This window comes from Amycolatopsis ponsaeliensis (genome assembly GCF_030182635.1).
GTDB classification, from domain to species: domain Bacteria; phylum Actinomycetota; class Actinomycetes; order Mycobacteriales; family Pseudonocardiaceae; genus Amycolatopsis; species Amycolatopsis ponsaeliensis.
This window is the reverse complement of sequence record NZ_JAPZLD010000023.1, coordinates 110,926-127,380: the sequence shown is the minus strand read 5'-3', so window position 1 is coordinate 127,380 and position 16,455 is coordinate 110,926. Positions and strand designations below refer to the sequence as shown.

Here is a 16,455-nt window from a genome sequence, read left to right as displayed (position 1 = left end):
AAGGAGTGGTGAGGCTTGTGACGGGGCCGTCCGGCGAAACGAGCTTCGGGCCGATGCTGAGCGGCGACGGGCGGCCGGGACAGCTGTGGGCCATGCTCCCCCGGGAGCTGGCCGCGGTGTTCCGGCCGCGGATGCTCGACGTCGCCGACGAGGTGCTGCGCGAGATCCAGCGGACCATCCCGGACTACGCGCGGCCGCTCGACGGCGCCTTCGGCAAGGCGCTGCGGGCGGGCGTGCAGGCGGCGATCCTGCAGTTCATCGACCGGATCGCGGCGGCGGGCTCGGTCTCGGACGAGCGACGGCGGGTGTTCGTCGGGCTCGGCGTGCACGAGCTCGCGCAGGGCCGCAACCTCGACGTCCTGCAGGCGGCCTACCGCGTCGGCGCGCGCGTCACCTGGCGGCGGATGGCCGAGGTGGGGACGCGGGCCGGCGTGCCGTCGGCGACGCTGTGCGTGCTGGCCGAGGCGATCTTCGCCTACATCGACGAGCTGTCGGCGTTGTCGATCGAAGGGCACGCGGCGGCGCAGGCGCGGGCGGCGGGAGCGTTGGAACGACGTCGCCGCCGGCTGCTGGACCTGCTGCTGGCGGACCCGCCGTCGCCGTCGCGGACGGTCCAGGAAGCGGCGACGGCGGCGGATTGGCCGTTGCCGCACCGGCTGGTCGCGGTGGCACTGGACGAACCGGCCGACATCGTCGGGCTGGACGCGCTGGAGGACTTCGAGGACGGGACACCGCGGCTGCTGCTGCCGGCGCCGTCGGACCGGTCGGATCTGACGGCGGCCCTGGCCGGCCACCGGGCCGCGGTCGGCCCGCCGGTGCCGCCCCGTCAGGCCGCAAGCTCCCTGGCGACGGCACAGGAGGCGTTGCGCCTGGCCGCGGCCGACGTCCTCCCGGACGAGCCGCTGACCTGGTGCGAAGACCACCTGGCGACGTTGTGGCTGCGCAAGGAGCCGTTCCTCGCGACGGAGGTGTCCCGGCGCCGGCTGGCCCCGCTGACGGCGTTGACCCCGAAGCAGTACAACCGCCTGGCGGGGACGCTGCTGGCGTGGCTGGAGACGTGCGGCAACGTCCGCGAGGTCGCGGACCGCCTCGCGATCCACCCGCAGACGGTCCGCGCGCGGGCCCAGGAGCTGGAGACATTGTTCGCGGACCACCTGCGGGATCCGGACGACCGCTTCGAGATGATCCTCGCCCTCCGCGCCACCCTGACCTAGCCGTGTCGACCCTCTGATCACGAGTGATGCCCCTTCAATCACGCGTGATGCCTGCTCCATCACGCTCGATGCCCCTTTCCGCACAGCGGCCGGCGCGCGGAAGGAGGCATCTCGCGTGACCAGAGGGGCATCACGTGTGATTGGGAGGGCATCACTCGTGATTGAAGGGTCGACTCGCGTCAGACCGGGGTGCCGGGGCTCGTGCGGCCGGCCAGTTCGGCGAGCTCGGCGGCGAGGTGCCGGGCCGGCACCGCCACGTGCGGCGGGTCGAGCATCGTCCGGTGGTCGCCCGGCACGGGCTCGATGTGCAGGTCGGCGCAGCACTCTGCCCAACCCGGCGCGGCCGCGTCTCCCGCCTGGTACAGCACGACGCGACCCGCGTACGGCGCCGCGTCGGGCGGCGCTTCGGAGCCGAAGAGCACCACGACGTCCACCCGCTCACCCGCACCGGCCAGCCGTCGCGCGGTCTCGAACGCCAGCACGCCGCCGGCCGCCCAACCGCCCAGCCGGTACGGCCCGGCCGGCTGCACCTCCCGCAGCGACGCGACGCAACCCTCCACATCGGACGCTTCGACGCGGTGGCACGGGACGCCGTCGAGCCGGTCCAGGAGCGGCCGGTACACGACGGGCTCGCCGAACAGCACCAGCGGCGCGCCTTCGAGCCACGGCGGACTGTCGGGGAAGGATGCCGGCGGGCCCGTCACGTACTCGGCGAGGTCGTCCAGGCTCGCGCCGCCCAGCAGCAGCGGCACCGGCAGCGTGACGCCGAACTCGCGCTCGGCCGCGGCCCGCGCCCGCATCGCCGTCAGGGAGTCCAGGCCCAGCTCGACCAGCGGCACGTCCCGGGGCACCGCGCCCCCGAGCAGTCCCGCGACGATGGCCGCGAGCCGCTCGTGCGCGGTCGCCGGCGTCGGGACGGCCGTCAGCACAGCCGAGAAGAACGGCCGCCGGGCGAGGTCCGGGAAGTGCCCGGCGACGCGGGCCGCGTCGAGCCGCGCGATCCCGACCGACGGCCGGTCAGCCGCGAGCACCGCGGGCAGTGCGTCGAGTTCTTCGGCCACCGGCAGCCGCTCCAGCACGGGATCCGAGCCCCAGCTCACCGTCGTCGCGGGCAGTCCCCGTGAGCGCCGCCAGGCGGCGAACGCGTCCAGCCACGCGTCCGCGGTCGCGACGGCCATCCGATCGGGCGCGCCGACCAGCGCGGCCGACGACGAATACAGCAGCCACCAGTCGGACGGGGTGTCGGCAGTCGCCTCGTGCAGCCGTCGTGCGCCGAGCACTTTGGGGCGCCACACGGCCGTGAGGTCGCCGCCGGGCGCGTGCACGATTCCCCGCAGCGGCAGGCCATCCGCGGTGGCCGCGGCGACGAGCCGTTCCGCGACACCGGGTTGCGCGATGTCGCCGTCGACAGTCACGACGTCCACTCCTGGTACATCCTCAATGGACAGTCCGCAAAGGACAATCCTGGTGGCGCCATTGCTCGCCAGCCAGCGCGCGGTGGCCGCCCCCGGCTCGCCGGTGACGACGTACGCGCCAGGTCCCGTCGACACGCCGTCGACGAGCGGCAGGCGGGTCAACCGGGCCGCGTACCGGACGTCGTGGCGCCAGCGGACTTCGTCGTCGGGCGCGTCCGCCCGCAGCTCGCGCGCGAGAACGTCCACATGGGACCGCGCGTCGCAGTCGACGAGCGTCGCCCGCAGTCCCGGCCGGTCGAAGGCGAGCGCCCGCACCAAGCCGCGCAGGAACACCAGTCCCGGCTCGCCGCTCGACTGCGTGACCAGGTGGAACCGGACACCGGACCCGAGGCGGGCAAGTACCGAAAGGACGGTACGCAAGAGATCCTGGGCGTCCTCGGGATCGCGGTAGGCGTGGGGCGCCCCGGTGAGGAACACGACGCCGCGCACCGAGCGTTCGGCCAAGAAAGCCGGCAGCTCGTCGAGGTCGTCCTGCGGCAGCGAAAGCGCTTCGTCGCCGGCCGCCGCCAGTGCCAGGGCGAGCGCGACGACCCGGGCGAGCGCGGCCGGGTGCTCGTCGGTGAGCAGCAACCACGAACGCCGTCCGTCCGGCGGGGTCGATGGCAACGGTGCTCGCGGCCAGTCGATCCCGAACGCGCGGGCGGCGAGCGGAACACTGACGGAGGTCTGGACGCGGATGTCGCCGACGTCGGCGACGACCTCGCCGTCCTGGGTGACGAGCTGCACCGCGCCTTTGCCGTCAGCCATGCATCGCACACTCCGGCCCGGGTCGCCGAGCAGCCGTACCCGGCCGAATCCTTTCGGCACAACGTCTTCGGGCAACGTCGCGGCAAGGGCCGCACGGAGCCCGCGAACCGGGCCGTGGTCCACTTCGGAAATCGGTGCCGGCGCGGGTTCGGTGTCCGGTGCGACCCACGCCGTTGCGTGGCGCACCCAACTCGCTCCGGCTCTCGCCCGCACCACGGCGGTGCCGTCAGCTCGAATCTCCGTGCTGAGCAAGGTCTCCCCGGTCACCGCGAGCATCCGGTGGACTTCGAGGCCGTCGACCCGGACGCGCGCGGTGCCGAACAGCTGCCGGGCGCCGGCCAGGAACAGCTCCAGGAAACCGGCCGCCGGGAAGACCGCGACGTCGTGCACGCGGTGCTCGTCCGGTGCTTCCGGCCCGATCGTCGACTGCCACAGGTGGCGCCCCTCGTCCGGTACTTCGACGCGGGTGCCGAGCAGCGGATGGCCGGCGGTCCGCCGCGGTAGGCGGAACGTCCGGTGTTCCCAAGGGGGCGGGGGCAGGTCGAGCACGGGCGCCTCCGGGTACCGCCGGTCGAGCACCGCCGGGTGCCCGGCGGTGTGCAGCTCGGCCAGCGAACGCGCGAAAACGTTTTCTTCGCCGTCGCGCCGGCTCAGGGTGGGCAGCGTCCGGACGCCGGCCGCGGTCTGCTCGACAGCGGGCAGCGCGATCGGATGGGGCGAGATTTCGACGAACCAGCGGTGCCCATCGGCGACGGCGGCGGCGACCGCCTGGGTGAACCGGACCGGACGGCGCAGGTTGGCCGTCCAGTAGCCGGCGTCGAAGGGCGGCACCGCACGCGGGTCGTCGAGCACGCTGGAGTAGAAGGCCGTCGCGAGTGGCCACGACCGCAGTTCCCCCAGCCCGGACCGGAACCGGCCCAGAATCGGTTCGACCGCGGCCGAGTTCCCGGTTCCGGCCAGCCGGCGCGCCAACCGACCAAGACTATCCACATAGGACACCAATACGGCGAGCTGCTCGGGACTGCCGGCGACCGTGCACTGCGCCGGCGAAGCGTGTTCGACGACCGTGATGCCCGGGAACCCCAGCTCGAGCACCTCGGCGGCGGACAGCTCGACGACGGCCATCGTGCCGGCGGGCAGCTCCGAGAGGAGGTTCGCCCGGCTGACGACGATGTCAAGCCCGGTCCCGGCGTCCAGCGCGCCCGCGACAACGGCCGCCGCGATCTCGCCCGCGGAGTGACCGAGCACGGCGGCGGGCTCGACGCCGTGCGCGCGCCACCACTCCGCCAGGGCGACCTGCAGGCCGAACACGAGCGGCGGCACGACGGCGGGGTCACCGAGCGGCCGGCGCAGGGCGCCCCGCAGCGAGAATCCCGCCTTGGCCAGGAACAACGGTTCCAGCGCGGCCACGGCGGCCCGGAACTCCGGCTCGGCGCCGAGCATCCGCCGTCCCATCGCGGGCCACTGCGCCCCGGCCCCCGAGAACACAAAAACCGGACGCGGCTCGCGCCCGGCCGTCCCCCGGACGACATCGGCCGTGGTCCGGCCCTCGGCGACCGCCCGCAGTCCCGCGATCAGTGCGGCGCGGGAGGACGTGATGACGGCGGCCCGCAGCGGAAGTTGCTCCCGGCGCCGGGCGAGCGTCGCGGCAAGGTCGCCGGGTGCGGTCCCGCGGCCGGGGCCGGCGAGCCAGTCAGCGAGTTCGCCGGCCCGTCGGCGCAGGGCGGGTTCCGAGCGGGCCGAGACCGTGAAGATCTGCGGGCGGCCGTTCCACCGGGAACCGGGGGTGGCGGGTTCGAGGGGTTTCGACCATTCCTCGACCACGACGTGCGCCCCCGTGCCACCGGCACCGAAGGCCGAGACACCGGCGCGAGCGGTGCCGGCGTACCGCGGCCAGTCGGTGAGCTTGTCCGGCGACAGTGGGATCCGGCTGTGCCAAAGGGACAGGACCACCTTGATCAACCCGAGGATCCCGGATGCCGCGCCGAGGTCGCCGAACTGTGAGTTCGCCGAACCCACCAGCACTGGCCGCCGCGGGTCGCGGGTTCGGCCGAGTGCCTCCTCCAGGCCAGCCTGCGTCTCCACGTAGTCCACAGTGGACAAGTCAGATCCGGCGACCGCGTGCGCGTCGGCCAGGATCTGCTCAGGCGCGGACCAGCCCACCGCGCTGCCGCGGATCACCGCCAACACTCGGTCGCCGTCTCGGCGGGCGTCGGCGAGTCTCTTCAGCACCACCACTCCGCAGCCCTCGCCGCACACCGTGCCGTCGGCCGGCGGTGCGAACAGCACATGGACCCCCGCGGCCAGCATCACGTCGGCCTCCCCCGCGGCCAACGCCCGAACCGCATGGTGGACCGCGACCAGCGCCGACGAGCCCGCCGTGTCCACGACCACGCTCGGCCCGCGCAGGTCGAACCTCTCCGACACCCGGTTCGCGATCATCGATGCAGCCGACCCGGTGTCCGCCGCCGAGACGCCCGCGAACACGCCAGTCCGGCTGCCCCGCAGCGTGCCGGGCGCGATGCCCGCGTGCTCGAGCGCCGCCCACGTCGTCTCCAGGAGGATCCGCTGCCTCGGGTCCATCGCCGCGGCGTCGGCCGGGTCGATCCCGAAGAAAGCCGCGTCGAACCCGGCGACGTCGGCCAGGAACGCGCCGCGGAAATCGTCTTCGAACCACGGACGGCGGTCGGGCGGCACGGCGCCGGCGAAATCGGTGCCGCTCAGCAGCGCCCGCCACAACTCGTCCGGCGACTCGACGCCGCCCGGCAACCGGCAGCCGACGCCGAGCACCGCGACCGGCTCACCGGCCCGGGGCCGCGGCCGGGCGTCCGGCTCGGCCAGCGCCGCCGCCAGCGCGGCGATCGATGGGTACCGCCCGAGCAAGGCGAGGTCGGGTTCGCGGCCGAGCAGCTCACCGAGTTCGGCGGCGACGGTCGCCGCATCCCGCGACGACAGGCCCAGCTCGGACGGCGGCACCCCGGCGTCGACCTGCTCCGGCGTGAGACCCGCGAGCCCGGCGATCCGCTCGGTGAGCCAGCGGCGCAGCTCACCGGGGTCGGTCATCGCACGCCACCGAGGTCATCGACGATATCGACGGCCGGCACTGCGTATCCACTCGTGTCCGAAGCAGACAGACGTTCAGCACTCGTGAGCATGGATTCCTCGCGCATTTCTCGCGGCGGACCGGTGATTCACCGTATTTCCCCCGTTGAATCCCTGTCAACGAACCGGGAATGCGCGGAAATACTTTGTCACTCCGTTCACTGCGTCACGGGCAACGCCTGTGGTCACCGTGATAGTCACGCGGCGGACATCCCCGTGACCCGCCACTTCCCGCCCACGCGCTCGGCCGTGACGCTCAACTGAGCGGCACCGGTGCTGTGCTGCCCGTCGCCTCGGGTTCCGGTCTGGTCGAGGAACACCAGCAGTGCCGCGCGGTCGCCGTCCAGGAGTTTCACCCCGGATGCGACGGCGGTCGACGTGACCACGAGTTTCTGGTCGGCCGCGAGCTTCCGGACCTCGCCGAAGAGCTGCCCGTACTGCGCCAGCGCGGGGCCGGTGAGGAGTTCTTTCGCCGCCTGTTCGTTCCTGCCCGGGTCGTCGTAGCGGTAGGAGAACAGCGTGCCGAGCGCGGCGCTGATCTGTTTCCCGGCGTCCGCGGTGCCCGCGACATCGGAAAGCGCGGTGTTGTGCGCGACGACGGCGTTCGTGCTCCTCGCTTCGAGCGTGAACCACCCGGCGAGCACCGCCATCACGACCGCGACCGCGGCGAGCACCCACGGCGCCCGGCGACGAGGTGTCACGACCGGTGTCTCGACAGGTGCCGGGTCGTGGTGCCGACCGGCCACCTTCGCCAGGCGCTTCTTCGTCGGCGTGGTCATGGCGCCTCCCCCGTCGGGACCTGGCCCAGCCCGGTGACCCGCCAGCCTTCGGGGCCGCGCGTCAGGTCGGCCCGGAACCGGTTGCGTTTCGTCACGGCGTCGCCGCCTTCGGGCGCCACCACCAGCTCGACCGACGCGATCAGCTTCGCCGTGCCCGCGCCGGTGTCCACTTCGGTCACCGCCGCGTCGGTCACCTTGCCGGCGGTGACGGTCTTCGCCTGCGCGATCCGGTCGAGGCTGCCCTGGCGATCGGCGGCCAGCTCGTCGTGCAGCGCGCCGCCCGACAGCTCGAGCCAGTGCTGGTACCCCGGTGCCGCCTGCCGGTAGTCCAAAGTGGTCAGCCCGGCGACGGCGGTCCGGCCCGCCTGCAGCGCATCCTCCCGGACGACCGCGCGCGCGACGCCGTCGTCGTGCGCCGCCTGCCACCAGGTGAACCCCGACCAGCCCGCCGCGACGGTCGCCAAGACCGCGGCCACCCACGCGAAGATCCTCACGGCCGTCCTCCCGGTGCGTTCTGCGAACCCCGCACGTTCGTCGGATCGCCCCTCGGCAGCGCACACCGCGCGGCCGTGTTCAGCGGACGGGTCGACGTGTCGAGGCCGTCGTGATACGGCGTCGTGTACCCGGTGGTGCACGGCGGCGGGTCGAAGAACGTCAGCGACAACCCGAAGTGTGCGCCGTCCGGCCGCACGACCGCGCTGCCCGCGGCGACCGCCTCCGGTGCGGTGATCAGCAGCTGCCGCAGTCCGCTCTGGCGCGCTTCGAGGACGTCCGCGGTGGTCAGCAGGTTGGCGAGCAGGACGCCCAGCTGCGGTCCGGAGTCGCGGATCAGTGCGCCGACCTCGTTCGCCGCCGCGGGCACCGCCGGGATGAGCGTGCGCAGGTCGCCGTCGGCCTGCTTCAACGTCGAGGCCAGGAGTTTCGCATTGGCGCCGAAGCTGCGGATCGCGTCGGCCTGCTGCACTTGGGTGTCGAGCACGACGTGCGCGTCGGTGACGAACCGGGTCAGTGGCGCCACGTGCGCGCTCGCCGCCTGCACGAACTCGATGCCGCGGCCGACGAGCTGGTCGAGCGCCGGGCCGGCGTCGGACGTCGCGTTGTACAGCTCGTCGACGACCGTGCGCAGGGCGGGCTTCGGCACCGAATTGGCGAACGAGTCCACTGTCGACAAGACGACGTCGACCGGCAGCGGGATCTTCGTGTCGGCTTGGGTGATCACCGACCCGTCCCGCAGCTTCGGCCCGCCGTCCGTGCGCGGCCGCAGGTCGACGTACTGCTCACCGATCGCCGACCGGTCGGCGACGACGGCTTCGGTGTCGGCCGGGACCGGCGCGGTGCCGGAGTCGATCTCGAGGTCCGCCTCCATCCCGGCCGGGGTCAACCGCAGCTCGCCGACGCGGCCGATCGGCACGCCGCGGTAGGTGACCTCGGCGTTGGTGAAGATGCCGCCGCCGGTCGGGAACTGCGCTTTCACGGTGTACCCGCGGTCGAAGAACACCTTGTCGAGGCCCGCGTAGGTGGCTCCGACGTAGGCGACGCCGAGCACGGCGATGACGACGAAGAGGGTCACCTGGACGCGCACGAACCGGGTCAGCATCAGTGGCCCACCTTGAGAAACCCGTTGAGGTAGTCGCCGCGGATCGTGTCGAGCGCGGCGTCCGGGAACGGGAAGGTGAAGATCATCTCCATCGCCTTCGGCAGCTTGTCCCCGGAGTCGGCCAGCCGCCGCAGCAGCGGTTCGAGGGCCTTGAGGTCCGCGACGAGGTCGTCCTTGCTCTCGTTCACGGTGTCGACGGCGACCGAAGTCAGGCCGTCGAGGGACTTGAGCATGCCGACCAGCGCTTCCCGCTGCTGGTTGAGGACACCGATGCCGGGTGTCAGGCCGTTGAGTGTCGTGGTGATCTGGTCGGTGTGCGCGTTGAGCGTCTCCGCGAGCTTGTTGACGCTCTCGATAGCCCGCGTGATCTCGGTCCGATGCTCGTCGAGGCCCTTCACGAAGGCGTCCAAACTGGACAGCAGGCTGCGCGCCGCGGTTTCGCGGCCGCCGAGGGCTTCGTTGAGCTGGTGGCTGATGTTCTGGATCTGCGCCACCCCGCCGCCGTTGAGCAGCAGCGACAACGCGCCGAAGACCTCCTCGATCTCGGGCGTCAAAGTGGACCGGTCCAGCGGGATCGCCGCGCCGTCGAGGAGCCGGCCCGACGGCGTCGCGTCGTCCGGCGGGGCCAGCTCGACGAACTTCTCACCGAGGATGCTGGCCTGACGCAGCCGCGCGACGGCGTTGCCCGGCAGGTCGACGTCACCGTTGACCAGCAGGTCGACGCGCGCGCTGTGCCCGTCGGGCGCCAGTTCGACCTTGACGACCTGCCCGACCGGGACGTCGTTGACCTTGACCCCGGACTGCGGCACCAGGTCGAGGACGTTCGTGAAGCTCGCGGTGACGTGGATCGGGTGGTCGCCGAGCGCGGCGCCGCCGGGCAGCGGGATGTCGTAGACGCTCACCCCGCGTCCGCAGCCGGTGGTGACCAGCGCGAGCGTCACCACGGCGGCGACCTTGATCAGGGACTTCATTTCGGCTCCGGGAACTCGAGGAGGTTGCCGCGGCCGTCGATGGTCCCGTTCGCCTTGTCGTAGGCACCCAGCAGGTTCGTCAGGGCGTTCGGGGCCGCTTGGAGGGCCTCGGCGAGCGAGTCCTTCTGGTCCACCAGCACCTTCGTGACGTCGGCGAGCTTGTCCACGTTGGACTGCACCTTGCCGCGGTTGTCCTTGATGAACCCCTGCACGACGCCCAGCGCCTGGGTCAGCTCGGTCAGCGCGCCGGAGAACTGGTCGCGCTGGTCGGCCAGGACCTTGCTGAGCGACGCGATCTGCGAAATGGCCTGCTTCACCTGGCCGTCGTTGGCGGCGAGCATCGCGGTGAACTTGCTGATGTTGTCGACGGAACCGAACAGGTCGTCTTTGGAGTCGCTCGCGGCACGCGCGAACTCGCCGAGGTTCTTGATCGCCGTGCCGATGGTCTGCCCGTTGCCGTTCAGGTACTCGGCGGACTTGGTCAGCACCTCGCTGACCGCGCCGTCCTTGTTGGCGCCCTGCGGGCCGAGCGCCGTCATCAGCTGGTTGAGGCTGTGCAGGAGGTCGTCGACCTCGACCGGGGTCGCGGTGCGCTCCCGCGGGATCGACGCGCCGTCGGCCAGCTGCGGCCCGCCCTGGTAGACGGGCGTGATCTGCACGTACCGGTCGGCGACGAGACTCGGCGTGATCACGACGGCCCCGGCGTCCGCGGGCAGCTGGACGTCCGGATGCAGCGTCATGGTCACCTTGACGTCGGTGCCATTCGGTTCCACTTTGGACACCGACCCGATGGCGACGCCGAGGACGCGGACGTCCGAGTTCGGGTAGACGCCGACGGCGGCGGCGAAGTACGCGGTCAGCGTGCGTTCGGCCGGGGCGGTCGCGAGCGGCCACACCGCCGTGACGGTCAAAGCGAGCAGCACGCCGAGCGCGAGCGCCCGCAGTCTCGTCCGCCGGCGCGCCTGCGCTCCCAGGTCGATGAGCTGGTGCGCCATCAGCGTCCCCCGTTCTTCGGCGGCAGGCAGCTGCCCGGTGTGGTGCCGGTGGGGATGAGCCCGCAGATGTAGGTGTCGATCCACCGGCCGTTGCCGACGGCGTTGCCGAGCAGCCGGTAGAACGGGCCGGCCAGGCGCAGGCTGTCCGCCAGCTTCCCCTGGTTCTGCTGCAGCACGGTCGCGACGCGGTCGAGCTGGTCGAGCGCCGGGCCGAGCGTCTTCTGGTTGTCCGCGACGAGCCCGCGCAGCTGGATCGAGAGGTTCTTGACCCCGCTGAACAGTGACGCGATCGCGTCCTTGCGGGCGTTCAGCTCGGTGAGCAGCGTGTTGCCGTCGCGGATCAGCGCCTGGATCTGATCGGAGCGCTCGCCGAGTGTCTTGGACACCTGGTTGGTGTTCTGGAACAGCTTGACCAGTTCGTCGTCGCGGGACGCAAGCGTTTGCGACAAGGCGGCGACGCCGTCGAACGCGGTGCGCACGTCCTGGGGGGCCGACGCGCCGAGCGTGTCGGACAGGACCCGGAACGCCTGTGCGAGCTGGTTCGTGTCGATCGCCCCGACCGTGCTCGCCAGGTCGTTGAACACCTCGGTGACGTCGTAGGGCGAGCTCGTCCGCTCGGGCGGGATCGGCTGGTCCGGGTTCAGCTCGCCGTTGCCGACCGGGTCGAGCACGAGGTTCTTCTGGCCGAGCAGTGTCTTGATCTTGATCGCCGCCGTGGTCCGGTTGCCGATCCAGGTGTCCTTGACCCGGAACAGCACCTCGACGTGGTCGCCGGCCAGCCGCACGTCGGTGACCTCGCCGACCTTCACCCCGGCGACGCGGACCTCGTCGTTCGGCTTCAGCCCGGCGGCCTCGTGGAATTCGGCCTTGTAGGTGGTTCCGCCGCCGAGGATCGGCAGGTCGTCGGAGAAGAAGGTGGCGCTGCCGGCCAGCACCATGACGAGTGCGGTCACCGCGCCGACGACGATCGGGTTGCGGCTGCGGAACGGCTTGATGCGGGGCGGTTTCATCGGCACCTCTCAGCGGTCACGGGGATGCCTGGAACTTGTCCGCCCGGCGCGGGTTTCGCGTCGGTCTCCACCGAGCAGAGGTAGAAGTTCGCCCACGAGCCGTAGGAGAACAGCGTGCCGATGCGGTCGAGCTTCTTCGGCAGGTTGTCGAGGAACTGCTGGAACACCGGGGTGTTGTCGGCCAGGTTCTTCGAGAGGTCGCCGAGGGCGGTGATGCTGTCCTTGAGCGGCTGACGTCCTTGTTCCAGCAGCCCGGCGGTGGCGGTGGTCAGCTCGCCGAGCCCGCCGATCGCCTGGCCGATCGGCTTCGCGTCCGCGGCCAGGCCGGTGACCAGCTGCGCGGTCGTGTCGACGAGTGCGTCGAACTGGTCGCCTTGGGCGTTCACGGTGTCGAGCACAGTGTTGAGGTTGCCGATCACCTGCCCGATCACGGCGTCCTTTCCGGCCAAGGTGGACGTCAGTGACGCCGTGTGCCGCAACAGGCTTTCGATCGTGCTGCCCTCGCCTTGCAGGACCTGGATGATCTCGAACGACAGCTGGTTGACGTCGTTCGGCGACAGTGCTTGGAAGAGCGGTTTGAACCCGTTGAACAACGCGGTGAGGTCGAGCGCGGGCGTGGTCCGCTCGAGAGGGATCTGCGCGTCTTCGCCGAGGGTCGGCGACGTGTCGGTGGCGCCCGGGTCGACCGAGAGGTACCGCTGGCCGACGAGGTTGCGGTAGCGGATGGTGACCGAGGCCGAGGCCGTGAGCCGGTGCGTGCGGTCGACGGAGAACGCGACGTCGGCCAGCCGGTGTTCGACGACGTGCACCTCGTCGACCTGGCCGATCCGGACGCCGGCCATGCGGACCTCGTCGCCGGGGTTGACCGAGGTGGCGTCGGTGAACCGGGCCGTGTAGCCGATGGTGGCGCCGACGCTGGAGTTGGCGATGGTGATCGCGAGGATCCCGGTGGCGACCGCGGTGACCAGGAAGAAGATCAGGCCCTTGATCGCGGGACCGGCGACGCTCCTCATCGGACGGTCACCTCCGTCCCGCGCAACGCCGGTCCGATCAGGACACTGCTCCAGTCCGGCACGTCCCCCAGCGTGGGCTTCAGCAACTCCGCGACGAGCTGCCGTTCGCCGGGCGAGTTGGCCGGGCCGAGGTCACCGTCGGTGGCGCCCGAGGCCGCCGCGCCGCCGCCGTAGCACTTCGGCCCGCCCGTGGCGTCGAACCGCGGGGTGTCGCGGCCGGGAACGTACTTCTCGCGCGGGTCCCGCACGGTGAGCGTCACGTGCAGGCCCGGTTCGTTCGTGCCCTTGCCGAGTGCCTTCTCCATCAGCGGCTTGAGCCGGTTGACGGCGTCGAACAGGCAAGGGAACTCCGGCGAGTATCGGGAAAGCAGCTCCAGCGACGGCCGGCTTTCCACCGAGACGCCGATGATGTTGTCCTTGTTCTTCCGCAGGAAGTCGTTCAGGTGCCCGGTCGCGCTGGTGACGCTCGAGTAGAGGTTGTCGAGGTCCGCGCGGGTGTCCACAATGGTCTTCGCGGTGGTCGAGAGGTCGGTCAGCGCCTGCAGGATGTCCGGTGCGGCGGTCGTGTAGACGTCGGCCGCGTTCGCCAGCCCGGTGATGTCCGCCTTGAACTGCGGCATCAGCGGGTTCACCTGGGCCAGGAGGTCCTGCAGCTTGACGATGCTTTCGCCGATCGGCTGCCCGCGGTGGTCGAGGGCCTGCGAAATCGCGCCGAGCGAGCTGTTCAGCTTCTGCGGCTGGACCGCCCGCAGCAGCGGCAGCAGGTCGCCGAGGACGCGTTCCAGCTCGATCGCGCTCGACGAGCGGTCCTGCGCGATGACGTCTCCCGCGCGCAGCGAGCCGCGTGGCAGGTCGGGCAGGACGAGGTTGACGTACCGCTCGCCGAACACCGTCTTCGGCAGGAGCCGCGCGGAGACGTTCTCGGGCAGCGTCCCGATCCTCGCCGGGTCGAGCGCCAGGTCGATCTCGGCGCCGGTGCGCGTGCTGCGCACCGCCCGGACCTCGCCGAACGGCACGCCCTTGACCTTCACCTCGGCCGTCGGCGCGAGCTGGTTGCCGACGCGATCCGCTTGCAGCGTCACCACTTCGGAGTCGTCGAAGTCCTTGTCGTAGATGGCGATCGCGAGATAGCCGAGCAGGACAAGCACACCGAGGAACGCGACCCCGGCGAGCTGCGTGCCGAACCGGCTCATCCCGACACCTTCACCGTGGTCGTCGCGCCCCAGATGGCCAGGGACAGGAACAGGTCGAGCACGCTGATCAGCACGATCGACGTCCGCACCGCCCGGCCCACCGCCACGCCGACGCCGGCCGGGCCACCCGAGGCGCGGTAGCCGTAGAAACAGTGCGTCAGGATCACGCCGACGCTGAAGACGAGCACCTTGCCGAACGACCAGAGCACGTCACCCGGCGGCAGGAACAGCGTGAAGTAGTGGTCGTAGGTGCCGCCGGACTGTCCGAAGAAGACGACCGTGGTGAGCCGCGAGCCGAGGTAAGAGATCAGCAGCCCGACGACGTAGAGCGGGATGATCGCGATGAACCCGGCGATGATCCGGGTGGTGACCAGGTAGGGCATGCTCCGCACGGCCATCACCTCGAGCGCGTCGATCTCCTCGGAGATCCGCATCGCGCCGAGCTGCGCGGTGAACCCACTGCCCACAGTGGACGAAAGTGCGAGCCCCGCGACGAGCGGTGCGATCTCGCGGGTGTTGAAGTACGCGGTGAGGAACCCCGTCATCGCGGAGATGTTGATCTGGTTCAAAGCGCTGAACCCTTGCAGGCCCACCGTGACACCCGTGAACACGCACAGCCCGACCATCACGCCGATCGTGCCGCCGATCACCGCGAGCGCGCCGCTGCCGAACGTCACCTCGGCCAGCAGCCGCACCACTTCACGGAAGTAGCGCGTCACCGCGAGCGGGACGGCCGCGAGCGCGCGGACGTAGAACAGCAGCTGGTCGCCGAGGTCGAACAGCCGGTCGCCGGGTTTGCCGAGGATGGCCACTCAGGTCCCCTTCGCCGGAACGAGTTGCAGGTACAGGGCGGTGAGCACGGTGTTGACGAAGAACAGCAGCAGGAACGTGATGACGACGGACTGGTTGACGACGTCGCCGACGCCTTTGGGGCCGCCCTTGGGGTTCAGGCCGCGGTAGGACGCGACGACTCCGGCGAGGTAGCCGAAGATCACCGCCTTCACCGAGCTGACGACGAGGTCCGGCAGCTGCGCGAGGGCGTTGAAGCTGGCCAGGTACGCGCCGGGCGTGCCGCCCTGGATGATCACGTTGAAGAAGTAGCCACCGAGCACGCCGACCACGCTGACCAGGCCGTTGAGCAGCACGGACGCGCAGACCGCGGCCTGCACCCGCGGCACGACCAGGCGCTGGATCGCCGAGACGCCCAGCACCTCCATCGCGTCGATCTCCTCGCGGATGCTGCGCGCACCGAGGTCGGCACAGATCGCGCTGCCGCCCGCACCGGCGATGATCAGTGTCGTCACGATCGGGCTCGCCTGCTGCACGACGGCCAGCACGCTCGCCGCGCCGTTGAACTGCTGGGCGCCGATCTGGCTGGTGAGCGAGCCGAGCTGCAGGGAGATGACCGCGCCGAACGGGATCGAGACGAGGATCGCCGGCGCGATGGACACGCTGGCGATGAACCAGAACTGCTGGACGAACTCGCGCACCTGGTACGGGCGGCGGAACATCGCGAGGATGATGTCGAGGCCCATCGCGCACATGCGGCCGAACTCGCGCAGGCCGTTCGCGGCCCGTTGCTGCACTTGGATCGTCATGCCTTGCACCCGGTGCTGAAGCAGCGCAACTGGAGGTTCGAGACGAAGGTGTTGCCCGGCCCCGAAACCAGGCCGGTGAGCAACCGGCTCAGGTCCTCGTGCCCGACGCACCCGGCGAACGGAGGCGCGGTGAAGGTGGAGGTCACCTTCACCGGCGGGGCCGGCAGCGAGATCGGCACCAGCGCCTTGATGGTCACCGCGGCGGGCTGGGCCGTCCGGCAGTCCGGCCCGACGTCGAGGGTCTTGCCGCCCACTTTCACGTCCGAGAGCTTGATGAACACCTTCGCGGTCACGTCCGTGTCGGCGCAGATGTTCGTCTGCGTGGCCTTGCAGTCCTTGTCCTTGCCCGTGTGCACCGTCGCCGTTCCCGTGGCGTCGCCGTCCGGGATGATCTCGACCCGGCCGGTGGTGGCCATGAACCGGAACGCCACGAAGTACCCGTCCGTCGGCGGGATGCTCAGCTTTCCGGTGATGGGCACGGTGTTCGTGAGACCACCCAGCGCGCCGTCGAAGGTGCCCGGCGGGAAGGCTATGTCGGAACCGAGCTTGGCCACGTGGCTCGTGGTCGGCTGCCGGGCGTCCCCGAGGGTGAACCCGAAGGGTATCTGCGTGGCCGCTTGCGGCTGGGCCGCCGTCTCGCTCGGCGCCGCTTCCGCGGCACCGAGCGAGAACGCCACCAGCACGAGTACCAGCGGCAGCGAGAACCGGGTCAGCAGCGACATTCGGACTTCCTCATCGAAGGCGATCCTTTCCGAAGCTAC

General features: G+C 71.1%; 13 protein-coding genes. 1 reads left to right on the top strand and 12 read right to left on the bottom strand.

Annotated features, from left to right (window positions below):
• Window positions 1-17: 17 nt before the first annotated feature.
• Complete coding sequence (locus QQ657_RS31055) at window positions 18-1,214, top strand: PucR family transcriptional regulator (RefSeq protein ID WP_284745853.1); 1,197 nt, start codon at window positions 18-20, stop codon at window positions 1,212-1,214.
• A 179-nt stretch (window positions 1,215-1,393) separates the two neighbouring features.
• Here the strand turns inward: QQ657_RS31055 and QQ657_RS31050 are convergent, their stop codons facing one another.
• From QQ657_RS31050 to QQ657_RS30995, 12 genes are all read right to left on the bottom strand, one after another.
• Window positions 1,394-6,499 (bottom strand): type I polyketide synthase, encoded by a 5,106-nt coding sequence (locus QQ657_RS31050; RefSeq protein WP_284745813.1) that lies wholly within the window; start codon window positions 6,497-6,499, stop codon window positions 1,394-1,396.
• Window positions 6,500-6,735: 236 nt separating this feature from the next.
• Window positions 6,736-7,317: a hypothetical protein gene (locus QQ657_RS31045; protein WP_284745812.1), complete on the bottom strand. Its 582-nt coding sequence runs from the start codon at window positions 7,315-7,317 to the stop codon at window positions 6,736-6,738.
• Window positions 7,314-7,811 carry an Rv1363c family protein gene (locus QQ657_RS31040; RefSeq protein ID WP_284745811.1) on the bottom strand — a complete coding sequence of 166 codons (498 nt, stop codon included), beginning with the start codon at window positions 7,809-7,811 and terminating at the stop codon, window positions 7,314-7,316. The genes QQ657_RS31045 and QQ657_RS31040 overlap by 4 nt, the downstream gene beginning before the upstream one ends.
• Window positions 7,808-8,914, bottom strand: a complete 1,107-nt coding sequence (locus QQ657_RS31035) for an MlaD family protein (RefSeq protein WP_284745810.1) — start codon at window positions 8,912-8,914, stop codon at window positions 7,808-7,810. Before QQ657_RS31035 ends, QQ657_RS31040 begins: the two co-directional genes overlap by 4 nt.
• Complete coding sequence (locus tag QQ657_RS31030) at window positions 8,914-9,885, bottom strand: MCE family protein (RefSeq protein WP_284745809.1); 972 nt, start codon at window positions 9,883-9,885, stop codon at window positions 8,914-8,916. The genes QQ657_RS31035 and QQ657_RS31030 overlap by 1 nt, the downstream gene beginning before the upstream one ends.
• On the bottom strand, window positions 9,882-10,880 hold the full coding sequence (locus tag QQ657_RS31025) for an MCE family protein (protein ID WP_284745808.1): 999 nt from the start codon (window positions 10,878-10,880) through the stop codon (window positions 9,882-9,884). The genes QQ657_RS31030 and QQ657_RS31025 overlap by 4 nt, the downstream gene beginning before the upstream one ends.
• Window positions 10,880-11,890 (bottom strand): MCE family protein, encoded by a 1,011-nt coding sequence (locus QQ657_RS31020; protein ID WP_284745807.1) that lies wholly within the window; start codon window positions 11,888-11,890, stop codon window positions 10,880-10,882. Before QQ657_RS31020 ends, QQ657_RS31025 begins: the two co-directional genes overlap by 1 nt.
• Entirely contained in the window at window positions 11,887-12,903 is a 1,017-nt protein-coding gene (locus tag QQ657_RS31015) for an MCE family protein (RefSeq protein WP_284745806.1), read from the bottom strand. The genes QQ657_RS31020 and QQ657_RS31015 overlap by 4 nt, the downstream gene beginning before the upstream one ends.
• On the bottom strand, window positions 12,900-14,096 hold the full coding sequence (locus QQ657_RS31010) for an MCE family protein (protein ID WP_284745805.1): 1,197 nt from the start codon (window positions 14,094-14,096) through the stop codon (window positions 12,900-12,902). The genes QQ657_RS31015 and QQ657_RS31010 overlap by 4 nt, the downstream gene beginning before the upstream one ends.
• The gene (locus tag QQ657_RS31005) at window positions 14,093-14,908 is read right to left on the bottom strand and encodes an MlaE family ABC transporter permease (protein ID WP_284745804.1); all 816 of its coding nucleotides are present in this window, start codon (window positions 14,906-14,908) and stop codon (window positions 14,093-14,095) included. Before QQ657_RS31005 ends, QQ657_RS31010 begins: the two co-directional genes overlap by 4 nt.
• Window positions 14,909-15,694, bottom strand: a complete 786-nt coding sequence (locus tag QQ657_RS31000) for an MlaE family ABC transporter permease (RefSeq protein WP_155541429.1) — start codon at window positions 15,692-15,694, stop codon at window positions 14,909-14,911. It abuts the gene before it with no gap.
• Complete coding sequence (locus QQ657_RS30995; RefSeq protein WP_284745803.1) at window positions 15,691-16,416, bottom strand: hypothetical protein; 726 nt, start codon at window positions 16,414-16,416, stop codon at window positions 15,691-15,693. Before QQ657_RS30995 ends, QQ657_RS31000 begins: the two co-directional genes overlap by 4 nt.
• Window positions 16,417-16,455 lie beyond the last annotated feature (39 nt).

Bases quoted from the DNA above. Each gene is read 5' to 3' on its own strand.
- QQ657_RS31050 (WP_284745813.1), bottom strand. From the start codon at position 6,499: ATGACCGACCCCGGTGAGCTGCGCCGCTGGCTCACCGAGCGGATCGCC.
- QQ657_RS31045 (WP_284745812.1), bottom strand. From the start codon at position 7,317: ATGACCACGCCGACGAAGAAGCGCCTGGCGAAGGTGGCCGGTCGGCAC.
- QQ657_RS31035 (WP_284745810.1), bottom strand. From the start codon at position 8,914: ATGCTGACCCGGTTCGTGCGCGTCCAGGTGACCCTCTTCGTCGTCATC.
- QQ657_RS31030 (WP_284745809.1), bottom strand. From the start codon at position 9,885: ATGAAGTCCCTGATCAAGGTCGCCGCCGTGGTGACGCTCGCGCTGGTC.
- QQ657_RS31025 (WP_284745808.1), bottom strand. From the start codon at position 10,880: ATGGCGCACCAGCTCATCGACCTGGGAGCGCAGGCGCGCCGGCGGACG.
- QQ657_RS31020 (WP_284745807.1), bottom strand. From the start codon at position 11,890: ATGAAACCGCCCCGCATCAAGCCGTTCCGCAGCCGCAACCCGATCGTC.
- QQ657_RS31015 (WP_284745806.1), bottom strand. From the start codon at position 12,903: ATGAGGAGCGTCGCCGGTCCCGCGATCAAGGGCCTGATCTTCTTCCTG.
- QQ657_RS31010 (WP_284745805.1), bottom strand. From the start codon at position 14,096: ATGAGCCGGTTCGGCACGCAGCTCGCCGGGGTCGCGTTCCTCGGTGTG.
- QQ657_RS31000 (WP_155541429.1), bottom strand. From the start codon at position 15,694: ATGACGATCCAAGTGCAGCAACGGGCCGCGAACGGCCTGCGCGAGTTC.
- QQ657_RS30995 (WP_284745803.1), bottom strand. From the start codon at position 16,416: ATGTCGCTGCTGACCCGGTTCTCGCTGCCGCTGGTACTCGTGCTGGTG.